Raw genomic sequence first — 21,371 nt, forward strand, 5'->3', positions numbered from 1 at the left:
CCCTACTCGCTTGTAAGCATAGATTGAGGCGGATGGATAAGCTTAAAAATAGTGTGCGGTAATGCAGTCACTAGATTGTATTTATTTCCTGAGGATTGATAATCTAGCATTTTGGCAATTCATTTTTACTGAGAAGCAACAATGTACCTTTGGGATGGCATATCAGAATTTGTAGCAGTGGCCGAGGCCGAGAACTTTACCTTGGCTGCACAGCGCCTCAATGTGTCCACCGCCCACGTGAGTCGGCAAATCGGCGCGCTGGAAAATCGCCTCGGCACTAAGCTGTTTTACCGTACGACTCGCAAGGTATCGCTTACCGAAGAAGGCACGATTTATTATCGTCATTGCCGCCAATTGCAAACAGGCCTCGAGGAGGCCGAGCGGGCAATTACCGATCTAAAAGGCTCACCCCAAGGATTGGTAAAACTCACCGCGCCCGTGGCCTACGGCGAAAAATTTATCATGCCGTTACTCAATGATTTTATGGTGCAATATCCCAGCGTGGAATTTAATGTCGACTTGACCAACAGAACCTTAGATTTGATTGAAGGCGGTTACGATTTAGCCATTCGCCTTGGCAAACTCGCCGACTCCAGTCTGATGGCTAAACCCTTGAGTAGCCGCACCCATTATGTGGCCGCCTCGCCCAGTTACGTTGAAAAATACGGTGAGCCCCATACGCTTTCGGAGTTAAATCAACATAATTGCCTGATCGGGAATCACAATTACTGGCGCTTTATTGAAAATGGCCGTGAGCGCAATATTAAGGTACGTGGCAACCTTATCTGCAACAGCGGCTACGCCCTGCGAGATGCAGCATTAAAGGGCATAGGAATAGTGCAACTCCCTGATTATTATATTGAAGAAGATATACATGCAGGCCGACTCATCTCCTTCCTCGACGCGCACCGCGAAGCTAAAGAAGGCATTTGGGCGCTCTATCCGCAGAATCGTCACCTGAGCGCCAAAGTAAGGGTATTAGTGGATTATCTGGCGGAGAAACTGGCGATGGAGAATGCGTAGTAACGAGTCCATCGCGGCGACCCAGAGTAAAAATCACCCAATATTGCGACCAATAACGCGCTTGAGCTTGACGGATTACTCGCTATTTAGCGCCAGTTTTCCCTCAAGGTGTAATACAGCATCCCAAGCGCAAGGGCCTGATTACCAAACCATTCATTCAATGGGATCCGGATATGACGCATGGCAGCGAAGAGATCGAACTCTCGCATTTGACCATCGATCGCCTGCCCCATAATCTCGGCCATGATATGGGAAGTCGCCACGCCATGGCCCGAATATCCCTGACAATAGAAGATATTCGGCGCTATCTTGCCCAGCTGGGGAATACGGTTAATCACTATCCCCGCCATGCCAGCCCAGGCAAATTCAATGTCAACGCCTTTTAACTGGGGGAAAGTGCGTTCAATCGCCGGACGCAGCTCGGCGGCAACGTTTTTAGGATCGCGGCCGCTGTAATTGGTGCCGCCCCCAAACATCAAACGGTTATCGGCGGTTAAGCGGTAATAATCCAGCACGAAACGGCAATCATACACGGCTAAATCCTGCGGATTGAGTTGCTTAGCCAGCTCTGGCGGTAATTGAGCCGTCGCACAATTACCAAGTGAGGCAGGAAATAACATGCCACGCAGCTGAGGCCGGCCCAATTTGTGATAGGCATTACCGGCGATAAGCACACTGTTTGCCTTCACCCTGCCCTTTGGCGTGACCACAGTAGCAAGCTCTCCTTGCTGAATATCCAGCACCTGCGAATGTTCAAAAATCTTAGCGCCCAATGAAGCCGCCGCTCGCGCCTCACCAAGACATAAATTCACCGAATGCAGATGCATATTCCGCTGATTGACCAGCCCACCGTGGTACAAGGGCGAAGCTAAATAGGCGGGCATCTCCTGCGCTGGCACTAAGGTCATCAATTCCCCCATGCCACGGCGATTAGCTTCATCAAACATTTGCTGTAACTCGACCATATGTGCGGGGCGATACGCCGTTTGGATATGGCCAAATTTTAAGTCACAATCAATCCCATACTTCGCCACTCTGTTTTTGATAATATCGTGGCCGCGCCAACGAAGGTTCCACACATAATCTTCGGCCTCCTGACCAAGCTGACGCCGCAATTGTTTTGTCATGGCGGCATCGCCGGACAAACTCCCCGTCACTTGGCCGCCATTTCGCCCTGTCGCGCCCCAAGCAATCTTATTGGCCTCAAGTAGCACCACTTGGTAACCCTTTTCAGACAATTCCACCGCCGTTGCCACACCGGTAAATCCACCGCCGATAATGGCCACATCGACCCGAATTTCGCCTTCAAGTTCAGGATAATCAGACTCTTGCTTGATGGTGGCATTGTAATAAGACGCGCAGCGTTTAGCAGACATAGGGATCCTTTGAACAGATTCAAGCTGTTTTTGTTTTATATTTTTTACATTTGTTCAGAATTTTTGAGTATATCTAAGCTAATATCGTGGTCAACAGAAGATTGTAGAGCCGAATAAAACTCAACCCGTGCGGCCATCCCAAATCGTGCTTATCAATAGAATTTACCGCCGCATTGGCTTAAGCTACAAGCCATTACGACCGCGATGGCAGGCTAACACCGCGTTTTTGCAAGGCAAGCACTTTGCCAGCCCCCGAAAGGATAAATTTAGGACATACCATGTTTCAGGATCCTCAAACACCGCCTAGCTTACAGCCCTTTTCTCAAGCCTGTGAAAATAACAAAGCGCCAATACTCGCCGTGCTACAAACCGCCTTTGCCAGCGCCAAACAGGTGCTGGAAATTGGCAGCGGCACAGGACAACATGCAGTTTATTTTGCAGAAAATCTGCCCCAGCTTTTCTGGCAAACCAGCGATCAAACCGATTATCTTGAGGGCATTAGCGCAAGATGTCGCCAACAAGGGCATCAAAAAGGTATCAACAACCTCGGCTTGCCCTTCGCACTCGATGTCACCCAACCTTGGCCCATTAATGACACCCGCATCGACGCCGTCTTCAGCGCCAATACCTTGCATATTATGAGTCAAACCATGGTTGAAGCCTTTTTTGCTGGTTTGAGCCAATATTTGCCACAACTCAATACCCTCTGTATTTACGGCCCTTTTAACTACCAAGGCCAGTTTACCAGCGACAGTAATCGTCAATTCGATCAGTATTTAAAACAAAGAGATAGTGAGAGTGGTATTCGGGACATAGAATGGATTATTCAGCTCGCCCAAGCGCAAGCCATCACATTGGTTGCTGATACCGCCATGCCCGCCAATAATCGGCTGCTGCATTTTTCAAAACAGGAAAAATAATATTGCCGTGGTGTTATGTAACGTAATGCCAGAACCTTGAAAGACTTCATCGCCAGCATAACTCAGCAGATGCGAACCTATAATTCGCATCACTTAGAATGGAAAACTGATTTACATAAAGTTAAGTTTCGAGAATGTCAAAGTTTGGTGTGTTATTAAACCTGAAAATACTATTAGGCCGAATCACCATTCTTTTAATTGTTGAAGTGACTTTATTCGATCTCGCTGAAAAAGCATCGCTTCAAATACATCACCGAATTGATCTGTATTAACACCTAAGCCTGGCAGCGCAAAACTTGCCTGCGTAAAAAATACATTTTTGTTTTCGCTCCAAGCAATCTCCCACCAATCAAGAATCCTATCCTTAGATTGCTGCATTCTCAATTTTGTCGGAAGACGATCACTTTTATTAGCATTAATGGAGTGCTTAGTCGGAAGTAGATTCCAAAGATCGTTATTAGGCCATCGCGCAAATGGAAACGCATGGTCAATCGCAAATTCACTATGATCCAACAGATCACCACTCCAACAACAGTTCAGATCCGCAACTTGTTGCAGTTCTTGTACTCTGTCTCTGATCTGCTGCGTATTACGCTGAGCATCTTCCCACTTCAGCGCAGCATAAAAATCGACCTGACTATAAGCATGCTGTTTATTAAGTTCATACCCAGCCATAACTGAACACCACTCGTTGATCAGTGCTGGTTCAATCCAAATACTGTACTGGGTTAACGAATCCCAAATTCGTTTGGGTACTTTAAAAATACCAAATGACTTCAGATAATTAAAATCTATTGATAGATAGCTTTTCGGGGATCTATTCGGCAGTATTTCAACTTCAAATACAGCCTTATCAGTACCTGGCAAGGTAATATATTTTGCCGGCATATTTTTGATAGTGGAGCTAATATCTTTTAGTGTGTGATGCACCGCATCTATTAATGAAGTCTCGACAAACGCAGCACCTAAATAAAAATCGTTGTTAGCAAAGCTAGCCAAACTCCCCCAGCCATTCGGTTTTATAAATCCAAGCCCTTTATTGACATTGCTGCTTTGCTGCATCGGTTTAGGGCCATCCACTAGCGGTTTATATAACTTGAGCCAGTATAACGCCACGAGTCCTAATGGTAGTAAAACAGAGTCTTCATGTTGTTCGATGACAGCTCCAGCATGCCCTTCAGCAATTCGTAATAATGCCCTCAGTAAAGCCAACTTATAGGTGGATGACTTACTATCATTTACCACGATATTTCTGATCAGTGGAAATGCGCCAGTGCCGTCATCAGGTAAGGTACATATAACTGTTTCCCAAACAACTTCGGATCTTCCAAGCTGATCAGCTTGAGATGCTCTACCTATCTCAAATTGTAAGCCGAATTGGCTTGCTAATTCAGCCACTTCTGACGAACTCACATCAAACATCAGCCTGTCATCAGGACTAACTCCATGTCGTAACGAGATCACCATCTTCCCATTAGGTTTGAGCAATGAACTCAATTTACGAAAAGCACGTTGGCGGTGAGATGGCGGGATATGCATCCAAACCGCACTTAATAAAATAAGATCGAATTTGGTGTGTAATGCAAAGACAGAGGAAAGCTCAGGCAAAGAGTCATTGAGCCAAAAAACGTCTAAATCCATAGAGCGCTGTTTTGCTATTTCTAATAGTGCTTTGGCAGGTTCAACGGCTACAACACTGTAACCACGTTGCGCGAGATAACGAGCATCACGTCCAGAACCAGCTCCAACATCGAGTATCATTCCCTCTTTAGGAAGATATCCAAGCCATTCCTTATGAACAGCTTCGAAAGACAAGCTGTCGTATTGAGATGCAAACTGTTCAGCACTTTTTGAGTAAAACTCTATTGTCTTATTGTTCACAGCATTTGAAAATCCACTGAGCGAATACACCCTATGCTAACTCAATTTAAATCAATGAATCAATTAGTTAACAATATTCTTGAATTCGTTCAGCGTCACACTGTTGGCTGTTTTGTTAAAACGAACCACATGAATGGCTAGCATGCCAACTTGAGTGTGAAACATCACGATGCTCAAGAAGCACTATGGCAAGTGGATACCGAAAGACTCGCAACGCATAGCAAGTCGCATACCTGAAATGATGGGTTTAATGCGGGCATAAACGGACAGGGAAACGCAGATTTTGCCCAGAAACAACAAAGGGAACCAGTAAGATACTGATTCCCTTTGCTTAAATGTGGCGGTGAGAGAGGGAGTCGAACCCTCGATACGTTTCCGTATACACACTTTCCAGGCGTGCTCCTTCGGCCACTCGGACATCTCACCAGATTGTTGTGATTCGTTTTACGTGTTAATCAGCCACGCCGCACAACGTTATAAGCTTTACTCGTAAGCTTTCGTCGTTAACGGAGCGGTACTGTACGCAAAAGCCTGTGGGTGGTCAAGTAAAAAAGAGTTGATTTCAGGCGGTTGCGCAATTGCTAAACAAACCACCTGATAAATTGAGATTTATGTCCGACTTTCGCCGTTAATTGACGTTGAACTTATTCACTTCCTTGGACATTAACGCCGCATCGTAGGTCAGTGCCTTGGTCAATTCCCGTAATTCATCCGAAATCCTCTGGGTATTGAGATAAATTTCACTGATCTTCAATGCATTGCGATTCACATCCTCAGACACGGCAGACTGCTCATGGGTTGCCGTGGCAATTTGCTCATTCATGCGGTCGATAATATCCACTTGCTCGACGATGCGTTTAAGCTCAATCCCCGCCTGCTCGGCTTCGTGCACGCTGTTATTGGCCTGTGCGAGTCCGCGTTCCATGGCTTTAACGGCAATGCTGGCGCCCGATTTCAGTCTATCCGTCATGTTCTTAATATCCGAGGTCGAGGTTTGTGAGCGCTGGGCGAGACTTCTCACTTCATCGGCCACGACGGCAAAGCCCCGTCCCATCTCGCCAGCCCTTGCGGCTTCAATCGCCGCATTAAGTGCGAGTAGATTCGTTTGTTCTGCAATGCCGCTTATCACATCGAGTACCACCACAATACCGTGGATTTCACGGTCGAGTTCATTAATGGCTTTAGAGGCGCCATCAATATCATCGGCTAGTGCCTTAATCGCGGCGCTGGTACGACCCACTTCGATATTACCCGCTTTCGCCTCATGGTTCGCCGCGGTGGAGGCTTCCGATACATTAACGGCGTTACTGGCGATTTCTGCCACTGTCGCACTCATCTCTGTCATTGCCGAGGCCACTTGTTCGGCTTCACTGTGCCCTGCCATCACATCTTGCTCCATTGCGTGGGTGCACACATCCATTTGCTCTACCGCTTGCTGTAACTTACTGGCACTGGCTCGGACTTGCAGGATCACACTCTCGAAATCATTCATCATGTCGTTGAATGCAATGGCTAATTCCCCAAATTCATCCGAGCTGTTTTGGGTTAAACGCACGCTGAGATCATAATGTTTTCGAGCCTTTGTCACCGTCGAATACACATGGTGCACACTGTCGTGTAGATAACGGATAACCGACAGACTCAGCAGCAGCACTAACACTAACACCACGGTTAATGTCACGAGCACGAAGAACATATGCTCGTTGGCTGTATAGAGTCGGTCTGTGGTGGTCTTAACCAGATCGGTAGAAACCTCTTGTTCAAAATCCCGTAAACGGTCGATACGCGCCGTGGATTTCGCAAACCAATCCTCTGGGTTTTGTTGCTGAATTTTTTGATTATCTTGGTCGATTGCTATTTGTCTCAGCGCCTCAACTTCTTTAACTTCGTTACCATTTTGCAGCTGACGAATACCCTCGACTAGATTGGGCGTGGCAAGCGCCAAGAAACGCTCCAGATAAGTATTTTGCTCTGAGACTAAGGTAATAAACTTGGCATACACCTTAGGTTTGAAGCCTGTTTGACCGAAGGTTGAACTTAAGACCGCACGCTCAATCCCCGCCCGTTCCTTCATTTGTAGATAGGCACTGAATGCCGCGGCCTTAATTGCAATTTCTTGGTTGGCGCCCGCCTTTGCCGTTTCATCGACGATGGCCAATAACTGTTTATTGAGATCGGTGTAATAGGCCACTTCATCGGCCACACTGATGGATAAGCTGTCGATTTGCGAACGGATCCCAGAAAGGCGACCAAGCTGCGTGTTGATCTCCCGTAGTTTAGGCGCAAACACTTCGGGTAACGCATTGTTTGAAATGAAATCTTGGAATTGTTTTAACTGGCTATCCGTCAGTTGTCTTTGACTTGGGATTTTGCCTGCAAAGGCTTTACCCGCTGAGCCAATAAAGCCTGCGCTCATGCCACGCTCTTTTTGTAGCTCATGCACCAGATTACTGTTGGTGACCGCCAATTCACTCAATTGGACGATAAGCTTAAGCTCTTGGCGATACTCATATTTTTCAATGAGAAACAAAGCACCATATAAAAAACATGCAAATAAGGGCGGCAATACAACCATGAGTAATTTTTGTTTCAAGCTGAGGTTGCCAATCCATTGCCATTTCATAGTGATTTCCTTATTAAAGCGAGGTTAAGAGATAAGACAAAATAGGTATAGCATAGGATTTACGCGAGAACGACCATTTTTACCTAATTTAGCTATTACTAAACACCTAAAAAACAGATGCTTGCATAAGCTTTTTCCGGCGATAACATTTTCTACGGTTAACACACTACGCAAAAAATTGAGATTAAAAAGTCGCAGCTAAAAATGCGCCACCAAAACAAGGGAGGGCATACTCCTCCCCCGATAAGGTCAATTAGCTAAAGAGTTGTGGGAACAGCCCTTTAATACCTGCGGCAATCACCTCAATCCCGATCGACAGCATTAATAGCCCCATCAAACGGGTAATAACGTTAATGCCTGTTTTACCAAGAATTTTGTAAATGATTGACGCCATTCTGAACAGGGCAAAACTCACCAAGCCAAAAATGATCACTGTGATAAACATCGCCACAAAATTGGAGAAGGAATTATGCTCTGCGGCAAACACGATGACCGAGCTAATCGCACCGGGGCCTGCCATTAACGGCAAGGCTAACGGCACCACCGCCACGGACTCCATCGCCGAAGATTCGCGGTCTTCCTCTTGGTTGCGTTTTACTTCACCCAATTTACCCTGCAGCATCGACATCGCAATAATCGCGATCAAGGTGCCGCCTGCAATCCTAAAGGCCGAGAGTGAAATGCTGAACATATTCAAAATATGTTGTCCCGCCACTATGGTCACTAGCAGGATCACCACCACCGCAAAGTTAGCCACTTTACCCGTATGGTTACGCTCGGCTTCGGTTTGATGACTGGTTAAGCTCACAAACACTGGCAACAAACCAATGGGGTTGATAATGGCAACGAGGCCAAGAAAAAATTTAACGTAAAGTGTTAACTCCAAGTTGCTATCCTTATTGAGCGTGTCACGCCAATTTCATCAAACTAACCGTAAGGGCAAGTATAGTAGCTTAACCGCAGATGACTGAAAAATGAGATTTTTGAGGTTAAATCACAAGTTTGAGTAATAACTGCTGGCAATCCTCGGCGGATTTTAAGCCAAAGAGGGTAAAACAGATCATAGTTACTGTATTTTTATTACATAAAAGCGCCAAACTGATTGGACGATCACACTTTCACTGCGGCTTTAGGTGTAATTTTTTACCATAAAGAAGATTTAGCGAATCGCGTATTCCCTAAATCTTTTTAGGAGTCTTAATCATGACAGTAACTAATGCTCAAGAACTGGATCTCATGGTCGAGCGCGTCGCCAAAGCACAAGGCGAATATGCCAGTTTTAGCCAAGCACAAGTCGATGCGATTTTCCGCGCCGCCGCACTGGCCGCCGCCGATGCGCGCATATCGCTTGCGAAAATGGCCGCCGCCGAAACCCGAATGGGAGTGATAGAAGACAAAGTGATTAAAAACCACTTTGCCTCCGAGTACATTTACAACAAGTACAAAGATGAAAAGACCTGCGGAATTTTATCCGAGGACCCCACCTTCGGTACTATTACTATCGCCGAGCCCGTGGGCATTATCTGTGGGATTGTCCCCACCACCAATCCCACCTCTACCGCCATCTTCAAAGCATTAATCAGTCTTAAAACCCGCAATGCGATTATTTTCTCCCCTCACCCAAGGGCGAAAGTCTCGACCACCACAGCGGCGAAATTGGTGCTAGATGCTGCTATTGCCGCCGGTGCGCCCAAGGACATTATCGGTTGGATTGATGAGCCCAGTGTGGCACTTTCCAATCAATTGATGACCCATGCTAAAGTGAACCTTATCCTCGCCACAGGTGGCCCTGGCATGGTGAAAGCCGCGTACTCCTCCGGCAAACCCGCGATTGGTGTGGGCGCCGGTAACACACCGATTGTTATTGATGAAACCGCCGACATAAAACGTGCGGTCAGTTCGATTCTGATGTCTAAAACCTTCGATAACGGCGTTGTCTGTGCCTCAGAGCAAGCGGTGATCGTGGTCGATAGCATCTACGAACAAGTCAAAGAGCGCTTCGCGACCCATGGCGGTTACCTCTTAAATGCCGCGCAAACCGCAGCAATGCAACAAGTCATCCTTAAAAATGGCGGCTTAAATGCCGATATCGTCGGCCAAAGCGCCGCAACCATAGCGCAAATGGCGGGCATTGATGTCCCCCATACTACTAAGGTATTAATTGGAGAAGTCACCGATATCACAGAGGCCGAAGCCTTTGCCCACGAAAAACTCTCCCCATTACTTGGCATGTACCGCGCCGCCGATTTCAATGACGCCGTCGATAAAGCAGAAGCCTTAGTTGCCTTAGGCGGTATTGGCCATACATCAGGCTTATATACCGACCAAGACACTCAAACCGAGCGGGTGAAAACCTTTGGTTTTCGAATGAAAACCGCACGAATTCTAATCAACACTCCAGCATCACAAGGCGGCATTGGCGATCTGTATAACTTTAAACTCGCTCCCTCGCTCACCTTAGGCTGCGGCTCTTGGGGCGGAAACTCGATTTCGGAAAACGTCGGCCCAAGTCATTTAATCAATAAAAAAACCGTCGCTAAGAGGGCTGAAAACATGCTGTGGCACAAGCTTCCTTCGTCTATCTACTTTCGCCGCGGCAGTTTACCTATTGCGCTTGAAGAATTGAGCGAAAAAAAACGCGCCCTCGTAGTGACAGACAGATTCCTGTTTAACCAAGGTTATTGCGACGAAACCTTAAAGATTTTAAAAGCACAGGGCCTTGAAACCGAAGTCTTTTACGAGGTGGAAGCCGATCCCACACTGGCCACAGTACGCCAAGGTGCCAAAGTCGCCAATAGCTTTAAGCCCGATGTGATTATTGCCTTAGGCGGTGGCTCGCCCATGGATGCGGCCAAGATTATTTGGGTGATGTACGAGCATCCCGATGTCGACTTTGCCGATTTAGCGCTGCGTTTTATGGATATCCGTAAACGTATCTATAAATTCCCTAAAATGGGCGTCAAAGCCACTATGGTGGCAATCCCCACCACATCAGGCACAGGCTCTGAGGTCACACCTTTTGCCGTAGTAACCGATGAACAAACCGGTAAAAAATACCCCATCGCCGACTATCAACTCACCCCAAACATGGCGATTGTTGACCCGAATCTGGTGATGGATATGCCGAAATCCTTAACCGCTTTCGGTGGAATCGATGCGATCACCCACGCGCTCGAAGCCTATGTCAGCGTGATGGCCAATGAGTACAGCGATGGTCAAGCCCTGCAAGCACTCGATCTACTGTGCAAATATTTACCCGATGCTTATCAGCTTGGCGCCGCATCCCCCATCGCCCGTGAAAAAGTGCACAATGGTGCGACCATAGCCGGTATCGCCTTTGCCAACGCCTTCCTTGGGATCTGTCACTCCATGGCCCATAAATTGGGCGCCGAGTTTCACTTAGCCCATGGACTCGCCAATGCGCTACTCATCAGTAACGTGATCCGCTTTAATGCGACCGACTTACCCACTAAGCAAGCCGCATTCAGCCAATACGACAGACCAAAAGCCCTGTGTCGTTACGCGGCGATTGCCGATCATTTAGCCTTAGGTGGAAGTTCAGATGCGGAAAAAGTCGAGAAATTGCTGGAAAAAATCGAGCAACTCAAGAAGACGCTGGGCATTCCAGCATCTATCCAAGAAGCGGGAGTTAACGAAGCCGACTTCCTCGCCAAACTAGACGAGCTCGCCGAGGATGCCTTCGATGACCAATGTACTGGCGCCAACCCTCGCTATCCTTTGATCAGTGAGTTAAAACAACTACTGCTCGACAGCTACTATGGCCGCCCCTTCACCGAGCAATAGCGCATTAAATAGCCACTGAAATTGACTGGGCTTTGTTTCCTTAGCGATATAGGTAAACAAAGCCCATTATTCACTAAAGTATCGACAAAGAAATTTGAAGATATATTCAACTGGTCGACTTATCTTAAGTTTTACCAATCGAATGAATCACCTGCCCCCAAGCTAATTGCCTATCCTTAAGCCCAATAGTTTATTAACAGCATTTCTAAGATAAATAGAGAGTGAACCTAGAGCGCTTATGGCTATATTTACCCCTATCTCTTGCGTTCAAAACGTCGGGACGACAAGTATTACTAAAGCCTACGATTTGGATTAACGAGGAAGTATAACGCTGTTGATATTCTAAATTGACCTTTCAGTAAATCATGTCGATTTATAGGGTAAATGAATAGTGTCAGATAAGCGGAAAACCGTGCGGAAATAATGAAAAAGACCAAGCTATGTTGCCAATAGCTCGAAATAAATAATGACGGCCAAGACTTGGCTAGACCGTCATTTAGGCTGCGACAACATGGCGCTGTACCCTTAATGGGTGCAAGCGATTGTGCATCACCTTAATGGTTTCAAATTGCGTCATGGTTTTAGCGCCTGATAACACACATTCTGGCGATAATAACATCACCAACGCGGATTGTAGGGTGTTTTCGATGACTAAGACTAATGCACGTTGTTTTTGGCATTTAAGCTCAAAGACTTTGCCTACATCGCTAAATACGCACACATCGCTGCAATCAAAAAACCATGATTTTGGCATTTGCGGTGTCAGCATAAAATGCGCGGCTGTCGCATTTAGGGCGATTTGCACTATGGCAGCATCGGTAAGGGATAAGGTTTTCGGCAACTTGTCGAGCAAGCTCATATAGAATTTGGCGTGCGCAATATTAAATTCCATGCTTGATAAGGCATCAGGAATTAATGATTTTGCTTTATAAGCCGTCAGAAATTCTATCTCGGAACCTAACGAAACGCCTAATACACCGTACGAATCGTTATATTTCCAGTGCCAATCCTTTTGTGGCAATAATAACATAACGTTTACCTACTATTTGAACACTGGCACATCATAGTAGATATTTTATTCAATATCAAAATAAAAATATAAAAATACAGATTAGTTAACAATTACTTAGTAGATCTATTTAAGGATCTTAACTGCGATCTATTGATCGTTTTAGATCGCAGTTAAGATAAATGATCGTAATTTAGATCCCTATTGAGATCTAAAGATCATTATTTTAAGCGGTAAGCTTCAACAATTTCTTTAATTAACTTTGGACCTTGGTAAATAAAACCTGAGTAAATCTGTACCATAGTCGCGCCCGCATCAAATTTAGCTAACGCATCTTCAGCACTGTTAATTCCACCCACACCAATGATCGGGATCTGACCATTTAAACAGGTGGCTAATTGTTTGATCACTTTAGTTGAAAGCTCAGTCAATGGTTTACCACTTAATCCACCACTTTCATTGGCATTCGCAAGGCCGCTAACACCGTCACGGGTTAACGTTGTGTTAGTCGCAATCGCGCCATCAAACTTGTTTTTAATCAAGGATTGAGCAATATTTTCGATTTCTTCCGTGGTTAAATCAGGCGCAATTTTAAGGGCTATTGGCACATATTTTTTATGTTTCTCGGCCAACTCAAGTTGCTTAGTTTTTAATGCGCTTAATAATTCGTCTAATAGATCGCCATATTGCAGCGATCGTAATCCGGGTGTATTCGGTGATGAAATATTCACCGCAATATAGGCTGCATAGGGATAGACTTTGTCCATGCAGATCAAATAATCGTCTTTACCCTGCTCTACTGGGGTGTCTTTATTTTTACCAATATTGACCCCAACCATGATATCGGTTTTCTTTGCGATCAAATTTTTGACCAGATTATCGACACCTTTGTTATTAAAGCCCATCCGATTGATGATCGCCTTTGCGGGTTTTAATCTAAATAAACGGGGTAAATCATTACCGGGTTGTGGTCTTGGGGTCACTGTACCCACTTCCACATGACCAAATCCCATCGCATGAAAGGCATCTATCGATTCGCCATCTTTATCCATACCTGCGGCAAGACCGACAGGGTTTGGAAAAGTCAGTCCCATAAAGCTGACGGGCGCTGGCGCAATATTCTGGGCATAAAACGCATTCAATGGACTATTACCTGTCATTTTCAGGCTGCCAATGGCTAAATTATGCGCTCGCTCAGGATCCATCTGAAACATGACTTTCTGTGCGATTTTATAAAACATGTACTTTCCTCGACCTAAAAAAAGCCCCGGCGATCGCCAGGGCTTCTGATTGTTATAAAAGTTTACTTTTGGCCTTCACAATGAAGGATCAGAAGGTTCAGTTCACGAAGGGCGACAGAGAACTTAGCAAACTCATGACTTTGCGATGTTTTGAAGTCAGCTAGCATATGGAACCATCTTTCCAGCAGGGCTTGATTAGTATCAATCCACTGGGAAATAACGCTCTGAGCGTCACAGGTTGCAGTGCACGTTCTTAAGACCACTGACGTCAACGCACGTTGTTGCCAATCTAACTCTTCCCTAAAGGCTGCACGAGCAAGCGCTTGCCAATGGTTGGCCACTGGCTGTGCACTGATCTGTTCAAGGAACCAGTGTAGCTCAACACGAGCACCGAGTTTGAAATAAGTCTCAGCAACAAGTGCCACAGTCTTCTCTTCTGCCTGCGCAATTTGCGCGATATCGAGAGTAGAGAAAAGAGTGCTCATATTTGCAACGGTAGTCGCAACATCCTGAGGAACATTCTCTTTCACAAGAGCGTTGATCTCAGCTTGAATACCTGCGGCTTCATCTTCTGCTAAGTAGGCATGAACATTGGCTTTCAGTTGTTCAAACACAGGTTTGAAGAAGGCAACAGTTTGCTCAATGCTCCAGCTACGATTGCGATGACGTAGGAACCAGCGGCATGCACGACGCATATTGCGGCGTAACTGGTGCAACATTTCGCCCTGGACCACAGCAGGTACAATACCGTTTAAGTCAGTGATCGATTTAGTTAGTTCAGCTAAACCAAATACTTCGCGAGCCATAGTGTAGCAAATCGCGGCATCGGCAACTGAGGCTCCAGTCTCATCTTGCATACGTTGAACGAAGTTCAGCCCCATATCATTAACCAATTCGTTGGCCAATGACGTCGCAATAATTTCACCACGTAGTGGATGCGTTACCATTCTGTGGCTGTACAGTTCCTGAAGTTTTTTCGGGAAGTAGGCAATGAGCAACTGACTCAATAGCGTGTCTTCGGTAATTTCAGGTGTTAACAATTGTTCTTTCAGTACCATCTTAGCGTAAGCCACTAGCACTGATAGCTCAGGACGCGTTAATGCACGACCATTGGCTAGACGTTCGGCCAGCTCTTCTTCCGATGGTAAGAATTCCAAGGCGCGGTCTAGCTTGCCTTCTTTTTCCAGATATTGGATAAAGCGAATTTGTTCTTTTAACTGCTCAGCACCACGAACTTGAGTTACCGAAATAGTACGTGTTTGATCTTTACAATCCTGCAGTACGATTTGTCCAACTTCTTCGGTCATCTCTTCCAGTAAACGGTTACGTTGCTTGAGTGTCAGTTCACCCTCAGCGACTAACGCGTTTAATAGGATCTTGATGTTAACTTCGTTGTCAGAACAGTCCACACCACCCACGTTATCCACGAAGTCAGTGTTGATACGGCCGCCGTTCGCAGCATACTCGATACGACCTAATTGGGTACAACCTAAGTTACCACCCTCACCCACGATTTTGGCGCGTAGTTCACGACCATTAACGCGCAGAGCATCGTTCGCGCGGTCGCCCACTTCAGCATTCGTTTCGCGTGATGACTTAACATAAGTACCGATACCACCGTTCCAAATCAGATCCACTGGCATTTTCAGCAGCTCTTTCATCAGTTCAGTTGGTGTCATCGAGGTCTTTTCCGTTTCCAGCATTTGCTTCATTTCAGCAGACAATGGAATTGACTTAGATGAACGTAGGAAGATACCGCCACCTTTAGAGATCAGCTTGCTATTGTAGTCTTCCCAGCTTGAACGTGGCAGCGCGAACAAACGGGCACGCTCTTCATAACTGGCCGCAGCATCTGGATTGGGATCGATAAAGATATGCATATGGTTGAATGCAGCAACAAGTTTTGTGTGCTTAGACAACAACATACCGTTACCGAATACGTCACCCGCCATGTCACCAATACCTAAACAGGTAAAGTCGGTAGTTTGACAATCGATACCCACTTCGCGGAAGTGACGCTTAACCGATTCCCAACCACCTCTGGCCGTGATACCCATTTTCTTATGGTCATAACCGTTACTACCGCCTGAGGCGAAGGCATCACCTAACCAGAAGCCATATTCGAGTGAAATCGCGTTCGCGATATCCGAGAAGGTTGCGGTGCCTTTGTCAGCCGCGACCACTAAATACGGATCGTCTTCATCGTGACGGACTACATCCACTGGGTGAACGATTTCGCCGTTAACGATGTTATCTGTGATATCGAGCAGCGCACGGATAAAGATGCGGTAACATTCTTGACCTTCGGTGAAGAAGGCTTCGCGGCCACCTTCAGTAGGCAGTTGTTTACAAACGAAACCACCTTTCGCACCCACAGGTACGATTACGGTGTTCTTCACTTGTTGTGCTTTTACTAAGCCAAGCACTTCAGTACGGAAGTCTTCACGACGATCAGACCAGCGCAGACCACCACGAGCCACTTTACCGCCGCGTAAATGCACACCTTCAACCCGTGGCGAATAAACGAAAATCTCGAATTTCGGCAGTGGACGCGGCATTTCAGGGATCATTGAAGGCATAAACTTGAAGGAGATATAGCTCTTCGGTTCACCCTTAGCATCTAGTTGATAGAAGTTTGTCCGCAGCGTCGCATTAATCAGATCGAGGTAACGACGGATAATGCGATCATCATCTAAGCTCGATACTTCGTCTAAACGTAGGTTGATCTGCTCCATAAACTTACCCAATGTACGGGTCTTCAGTTTAGGATTGAACTTACGGATAAACATTTTTACCAACAAATCAGCGATTTGTGGATAACGGCCGAAGGTTTCTTCGATGTAGGCTTGGCTGAATGTCGCATCTATTTGACGCATATATTTAGCGTAAGCGCGCAGTACAGAGACTTCACGGCCCGTTAAGCCTGACGCCAGAATGATACGGTTAAAACCGTCATCTTCTAATTTCTTTTGCCACACTTGAGACAGTGCAGTTTGGAATCTGTCTTGGCTGTCAGCGATGTTGTCGGTATTGGCGACTTTAACTGTCATTAAGAAGTCTAAGATCCAGAAGGTAGAACCGTCTGAGGTCGTCACTTCATAAGGGCGCTCGTTGATCACGCGCAGACCAAAGTTTTCGAGCATTGGCAGTACGTCAGAAAGATGGATTGGTTCATCTTTATGGAACAGTTTTAAACGTACTTTATTGTCGTTCAGTGCAGTTTCCTGCGGTTGATAGAACAACATGCCTAACTTGTGTTCGTCATCCAGCGCTTCAAGTTGTTGCATATCCACAACAGCCGAGCTTGGTAATACGTCTTCTTTATAGCTTTGTTCGAAGGCGTTAGCGTAACGCTTCATCAGATGAGTACCGGCTTCTTCACCTAAGGCGTTGTTTAGCGCAGTATTTAACTTATCTTCCCAAGAACGTGCCGCTTCAATTAAATTGTTTTCAATGGCAGCCACATCTACATCCATATTATTGTTATCAACTTTGACAATGTAGTGAGTACGGGCCAGGGTTGACTCGGAGAAATACGTCGTAAACTCTACATCTTCTTTGCTGTTGAAATGCTGAGCCAAAATACGCTGGGTATCTTGGCGAAGTTTAGTGTTGTAACGATCTTTTGAAACGTACACTAAACAGGATAAGAAACGACCGAAACCATCTTTGCGAACAAAGAGTTTCAGTTTGTCTCTGTCTTGCATCTCGAGCACACCGTGCGCCGTGTGTGCTAAATCATCCACATTGGCTTGGATTAGCTCATCGCGCGGCAGATTCTCGAGAATGTTCAGCAGGGCTTTATAGTCGTGAGAACGTGGCGTTAAACCTGAACGGTCTAATACGCGCTGGACTTTTTCGTTCAGCAGCGGGATCTCACGTGGGCTGCGGTTATACACATTTGAGGCGTACAAACCGATGAATCTATCTTCACCGACTACATTGCCTTTTTTGTCGAAGCGTTTGATACCGATATAGTCCACATAGGCAGGACGGTGAACACGGCTCTTGGCGCTGCTCTTGGTCAGGATCAGTAAACTGTCGTCTAAGGCTTCTTTACGGGCACTGTCAGAGAAGCTTGATAATAACAAACCTTGCTCTGGCTGAGTCTTATGGTGCTTATTCATTAAACCCAAACTAGAGGCCATATTTGGCACTAGCTCGACGTCGCCTTCAACGCGTTTTAAATCGTATTGACGGTAACCCAGTAAGGTAAAGTGATGATTATTAAGATAAGTTAAGAAGTTAATCGCTTCTTCTAACTCTTGCTTCTCACCGGGGAATGGACGCTTAGGTAAATCTTTAATGGTCTCACTCAGCTTAGCTGACATCGCGCTCCAGTCGTTGACTGATGCAGCCACATCACCCAGCACAGATTGGATTTCGCGCTCAAGGGCTTTGATATCCACACTGCTGCTTTGACGGTCGATTTCAATCAGGAAAACGGCAACGTGTTCAGTGCTGTCAGGGCTTTGATTCAGGTAAGTGACTTTAGTTACATCCTGGGCTGAACGCTCAATCGCCAGCGGAGTGTGTAACATCATGTGAGCCGTAATACCCATACGATTCAATGCCATACCAACTGAATCTACCAGGAATGGCATGTCAGGTTGGATAACTTCAATGATCGAATGAGTTGATTGCCAGCCGTGTTTTGACTGACTTGGATTGAATACTCTGAGGTGAGTCTCCCCTTTCGGGGTTTTGTTTAGTGCATTCCATAAACTGAGAACCGCACCATACAGGTCGCTGTCGTTACGCGCATTGAGGTCGTCTTTCGACATGTGGGCATAAAGGCAGGTCGCGAACTGTTCAACTTGCTTGGCTTGTGAATTAGGGACTTTAGCGTGAATTAAACTGACTACATTTTCAAGTAGTACTGAAGGCATTGCATCTTTCAAGGCCATGTTGCTGTTTCCTTAAGCGTCTATGGCAGCGCTTTTTTTCATTATTTGGATGCTTCGGCTTAACGATCTCAGAAAATTAGTGTGATCCAGATCGTCGCGCGAAGTTTATTACTAAATCCTCTGTATTTCGAGGAAAATTTTAGTGGTACATCCTCTGTAAATCCAGCCAGAGCGTAAAGATGTGATAACAGGTGAGCAAAAAATCAAAAAAACAGCGTTTATATTCAAAGACAATGGGGAGTCAAAAACTCCCCATTGTTTGTAACTACTTAGCCTGCCGCCAGAATACCGCTGCCAGTGCTGGCAGGATAATTATGGCGCCCAACATATTTACCACAAACATGAAGGTGAGCAGGATCCCCATGTCCATTTGGAACTTAAGCGCCGAGAAAAACCAAGTGCTCACCCCAATCGCCAACGTCAGGCCAGTGAAAATCACCGCACTGCCCCGCTCGACTAACGCTTCATAGTAGGCTTGTTGTACTGGCATCCCATTCGACAACTTAGATGACATGGTCGACAGGATATAAATACCGTAGTCAACACCGATACCCACACCAAGGGCGATAACGGGTAAAGTACTGACTGCTAAGCCAATATTGAGTTGAGTCATCAGCGCCTGCGCCAGCGTCGAGACCACATAGAGCGGGATAATCACCGCGACTGTCGCTTTTAATGACTTAAAGCTGATAAGACAAAGCACAAATACCGCGCCATACACATAAATCATCATAGGTAATTGGGCTTCCGCCACCGCTTCGTTGGTCGCCGCCATTACCCCGACAGGGCCAGACGCTAGCTTAAATTGCAGCTTGTCATTGTCCATTTTGGCCGCGACCGCTTTCACCTTAGCGACAACCGTTTCAATAGTTTCTGCCTTATGATCCTGCATAAATAGATACACAGGCATCACAGAACAATCACCATTTAACAAGCCCGATGTCGTTGGGATCTGACCAATCGCCTGTACTAAACTGGCGGTCGTACGGGGCAGTACTTCCCATCTTGGGTTGCCTTCGTTAAAGCCCGCATTCACTTTTTTCGCCACCGAGGCCAAGCTAACTGTCGATTCAACACCCGGGGTATTACGCACTAACCATTCAAACTCATCAATTTGCGTCAGCATATCGTGGTAAGTACAGGCCTCTGGGCTCGCTTCCACAATTACAGTCATCACGTCGGTGGTGATAGAAAAGTGATCGGTAATAAAGAAGGTGTCCAAGTTGTAGCGTGAATCTTGGTGTAAAGCTGGCGCGCCGCCCTGCAGATCGCCAATTTTCATCTGATTCGCCTGTTGCAGACCGGCAAAATACAAGGCAATTGTCGCCGCAATTACTACCACCGCGTATTTCGGCGTGGCAAATTTGGCAAGGTAGCGCCAAATCGCCTCGGCTCGCACTTCATCCGAGGTCGGCGCGCCCTGAGGTGCGACCTTAAGTTCAGTGAAAGAAATCACTAAAGGCAGAAGGATAAGGTTAGTGAAAATAATCACGCCCACACCGAGGGATGCCGAAATGGCCAGCTCACGTATGATACCGATATCAATGGATAACAATGTGATAAAACCAACCGTATCAGAGAGCAGCGCCACCCCACCAGGCACCAATAAACTGCGAAACGCAGAAGCCGAGGCCGCCTTGGTGGTTTGTCCGTCCATCACGCGGCGTCTGACCGCGTTGATCATCTGCACCCCGTGACTCACCCCGATAGCAAAGACGAGGAATGGCACCAGAATTGACATAGGATCTAAGCCAAAACCGATGACCGTCAGTAAACCCAGCTGCCAGATCACCGCCGTTAAGCTACAGACTAATGGCAATAAGGTCAGGATAAGTGACTTGGAAAATAGATAGACCATCACGGCCGTGATCAAAATGGCAATCACGAAGAACAGCAATACGCCTTTGGCGCCATCGGCCACATCACCCGCCATCTTAGCAAAACCGATAATATGGATTTTCACCTTATCGGTTTCATATTTGCCGCGAAGTTCCTTCTCTAGCTGAGCGGCAAAGGCGATGGTATCTAAGGGCTTACCCGTTTGTGGATCAAAGTCCATCAATTGAGCCGATACCATAGCGGCACTATAATCGTTGGCGATCAAGCGCCCCACAATGCCTGCTTTTTCAATGTTATCGCGAACCGTATTCAAACCCGCTTCGGTGGTCGTGAAATCGGCGGGGATCACAGGGCCGCCCGCAAAACCATCTTCCACGACTTCGGTAAAACGGGTCGAAGGTGAAAATAAGGATTTCACCTGTGAGCGGTCAACACCGGGAATAAAAAACAGCTGATCGTGAACGTTTTTAAGGGTGTCGAAAAAGTTAGGGTTAAAAATATTGCCGCTGGTATCTTCCACCGCCACCATAATACTATTCGCGCCACCAAAATCTTTTTGATGTTTGAGGTAGGTTTGCATATAGCTATGATTAAGCGGAATATTTTTAATGAATGCCGCATCCATTTTTAATTGGCTAGCTTGGTATCCCAAAAAAACCGTCAGCAAAATAAAAATGCTCACCACCCAAGCACGGTTGCGGAATAAAAATGACTCAAATCCGTTGACCAGTTTTTCTAACATCTTATC

Annotated in this window: 11 protein-coding genes and 1 tRNA gene; 3 read left to right on the top strand and 9 right to left on the bottom strand. The window is 46.3% G+C overall.

Features of this window, described 5'->3' with window-relative positions; all coding sequences use genetic code 11:
• Positions 1–141: 141 nt before the first annotated feature.
• Complete coding sequence (locus tag ACUZ8J_RS11745) at positions 142–1,023, top strand: LysR substrate-binding domain-containing protein (RefSeq protein WP_126513035.1); 882 nt, start codon at positions 142–144, stop codon at positions 1,021–1,023.
• A gap of 86 nt (positions 1,024–1,109) precedes the next feature.
• On the opposite strand, the gene ACUZ8J_RS11750 is transcribed toward ACUZ8J_RS11745, so the two are convergent.
• Positions 1,110–2,399: an NAD(P)/FAD-dependent oxidoreductase gene (locus ACUZ8J_RS11750; RefSeq protein ID WP_446693920.1), complete on the bottom strand. Its 1,290-nt coding sequence runs from the start codon at positions 2,397–2,399 to the stop codon at positions 1,110–1,112.
• Positions 2,400–2,677: 278 nt separating this feature from the next.
• Here ACUZ8J_RS11750 and ACUZ8J_RS11755 point away from each other — a divergent pair, with 278 nt between their 5' ends.
• A complete protein-coding gene (locus ACUZ8J_RS11755) occupies positions 2,678–3,319 on the top strand; it encodes a DUF938 domain-containing protein (protein ID WP_446693921.1) in 642 nt (213 codons plus the stop codon).
• Between the two features lie 183 nt (positions 3,320–3,502).
• On the opposite strand, the gene ACUZ8J_RS11760 is transcribed toward ACUZ8J_RS11755, so the two are convergent.
• The 4 genes from ACUZ8J_RS11760 to ACUZ8J_RS11775 form a co-directional block, all read right to left on the bottom strand.
• Entirely contained in the window at positions 3,503–5,200 is a 1,698-nt protein-coding gene (locus tag ACUZ8J_RS11760) for a methyltransferase domain-containing protein (RefSeq protein WP_446693922.1), read from the bottom strand.
• Positions 5,201–5,538: 338 nt separating this feature from the next.
• A tRNA-Ser gene (locus tag ACUZ8J_RS11765) sits at positions 5,539–5,626 on the bottom strand.
• A gap of 202 nt (positions 5,627–5,828) precedes the next feature.
• On the bottom strand, positions 5,829–7,823 hold the full coding sequence (locus ACUZ8J_RS11770) for a methyl-accepting chemotaxis protein (protein WP_446693923.1): 1,995 nt from the start codon (positions 7,821–7,823) through the stop codon (positions 5,829–5,831).
• Positions 7,824–8,076: 253 nt separating this feature from the next.
• Positions 8,077–8,709, bottom strand: a complete 633-nt coding sequence (locus ACUZ8J_RS11775; RefSeq protein ID WP_011622460.1) for a YchE family NAAT transporter — start codon at positions 8,707–8,709, stop codon at positions 8,077–8,079.
• A 317-nt stretch (positions 8,710–9,026) separates the two neighbouring features.
• Here ACUZ8J_RS11775 and adhE point away from each other — a divergent pair, with 317 nt between their 5' ends.
• Positions 9,027–11,627: a bifunctional acetaldehyde-CoA/alcohol dehydrogenase gene (gene adhE, locus ACUZ8J_RS11780; protein WP_446693924.1), complete on the top strand. Its 2,601-nt coding sequence runs from the start codon at positions 9,027–9,029 to the stop codon at positions 11,625–11,627.
• Positions 11,628–12,123: 496 nt separating this feature from the next.
• Here adhE and ACUZ8J_RS11785 read toward each other — a convergent pair whose 3' ends face one another.
• The 4 genes from ACUZ8J_RS11785 to ACUZ8J_RS11800 form a co-directional block, all read right to left on the bottom strand.
• The gene (locus ACUZ8J_RS11785; protein WP_011622458.1) at positions 12,124–12,657 is read right to left on the bottom strand and encodes a cell division protein ZapC; all 534 of its coding nucleotides are present in this window, start codon (positions 12,655–12,657) and stop codon (positions 12,124–12,126) included.
• A 200-nt stretch (positions 12,658–12,857) separates the two neighbouring features.
• Entirely contained in the window at positions 12,858–13,877 is a 1,020-nt protein-coding gene (pyrD, locus tag ACUZ8J_RS11790) for a quinone-dependent dihydroorotate dehydrogenase (RefSeq protein WP_011622457.1), read from the bottom strand.
• A 62-nt stretch (positions 13,878–13,939) separates the two neighbouring features.
• On the bottom strand, positions 13,940–18,784 hold the full coding sequence (locus ACUZ8J_RS11795; protein ID WP_446693925.1) for an NAD-glutamate dehydrogenase: 4,845 nt from the start codon (positions 18,782–18,784) through the stop codon (positions 13,940–13,942).
• A 265-nt stretch (positions 18,785–19,049) separates the two neighbouring features.
• Positions 19,050–21,365, bottom strand: coding sequence for an efflux RND transporter permease subunit (locus ACUZ8J_RS11800; RefSeq protein WP_109286158.1), 2,316 nt, complete (start codon positions 21,363–21,365; stop codon positions 19,050–19,052).
• Between the last annotated feature and the right edge of the window lie 6 nt (positions 21,366–21,371).

The sequence above is a fragment of the Shewanella sp. Koi 1 genome, assembly GCF_052907445.1.

Coding starts and splice junctions, on each gene's coding strand:
- adhE (WP_446693924.1), top strand. CDS start 9,027: ATGACAGTAACTAATGCTCAAGAACTGGATCTCATGGTCGAGCGCGTC.
- ACUZ8J_RS11795 (WP_446693925.1), bottom strand. CDS start 18,784: ATGGCCTTGAAAGATGCAATGCCTTCAGTACTACTTGAAAATGTAGTC.
- pyrD (WP_011622457.1), bottom strand. CDS start 13,877: ATGTTTTATAAAATCGCACAGAAAGTCATGTTTCAGATGGATCCTGAG.
- ACUZ8J_RS11785 (WP_011622458.1), bottom strand. CDS start 12,657: ATGTTATTATTGCCACAAAAGGATTGGCACTGGAAATATAACGATTCG.
- ACUZ8J_RS11770 (WP_446693923.1), bottom strand. CDS start 7,823: ATGAAATGGCAATGGATTGGCAACCTCAGCTTGAAACAAAAATTACTC.
- ACUZ8J_RS11745 (WP_126513035.1), top strand. CDS start 142: ATGTACCTTTGGGATGGCATATCAGAATTTGTAGCAGTGGCCGAGGCC.
- ACUZ8J_RS11750 (WP_446693920.1), bottom strand. CDS start 2,399: ATGTCTGCTAAACGCTGCGCGTCTTATTACAATGCCACCATCAAGCAA.
- ACUZ8J_RS11755 (WP_446693921.1), top strand. CDS start 2,678: ATGTTTCAGGATCCTCAAACACCGCCTAGCTTACAGCCCTTTTCTCAA.
- ACUZ8J_RS11800 (WP_109286158.1), bottom strand. CDS start 21,365: ATGTTAGAAAAACTGGTCAACGGATTTGAGTCATTTTTATTCCGCAAC.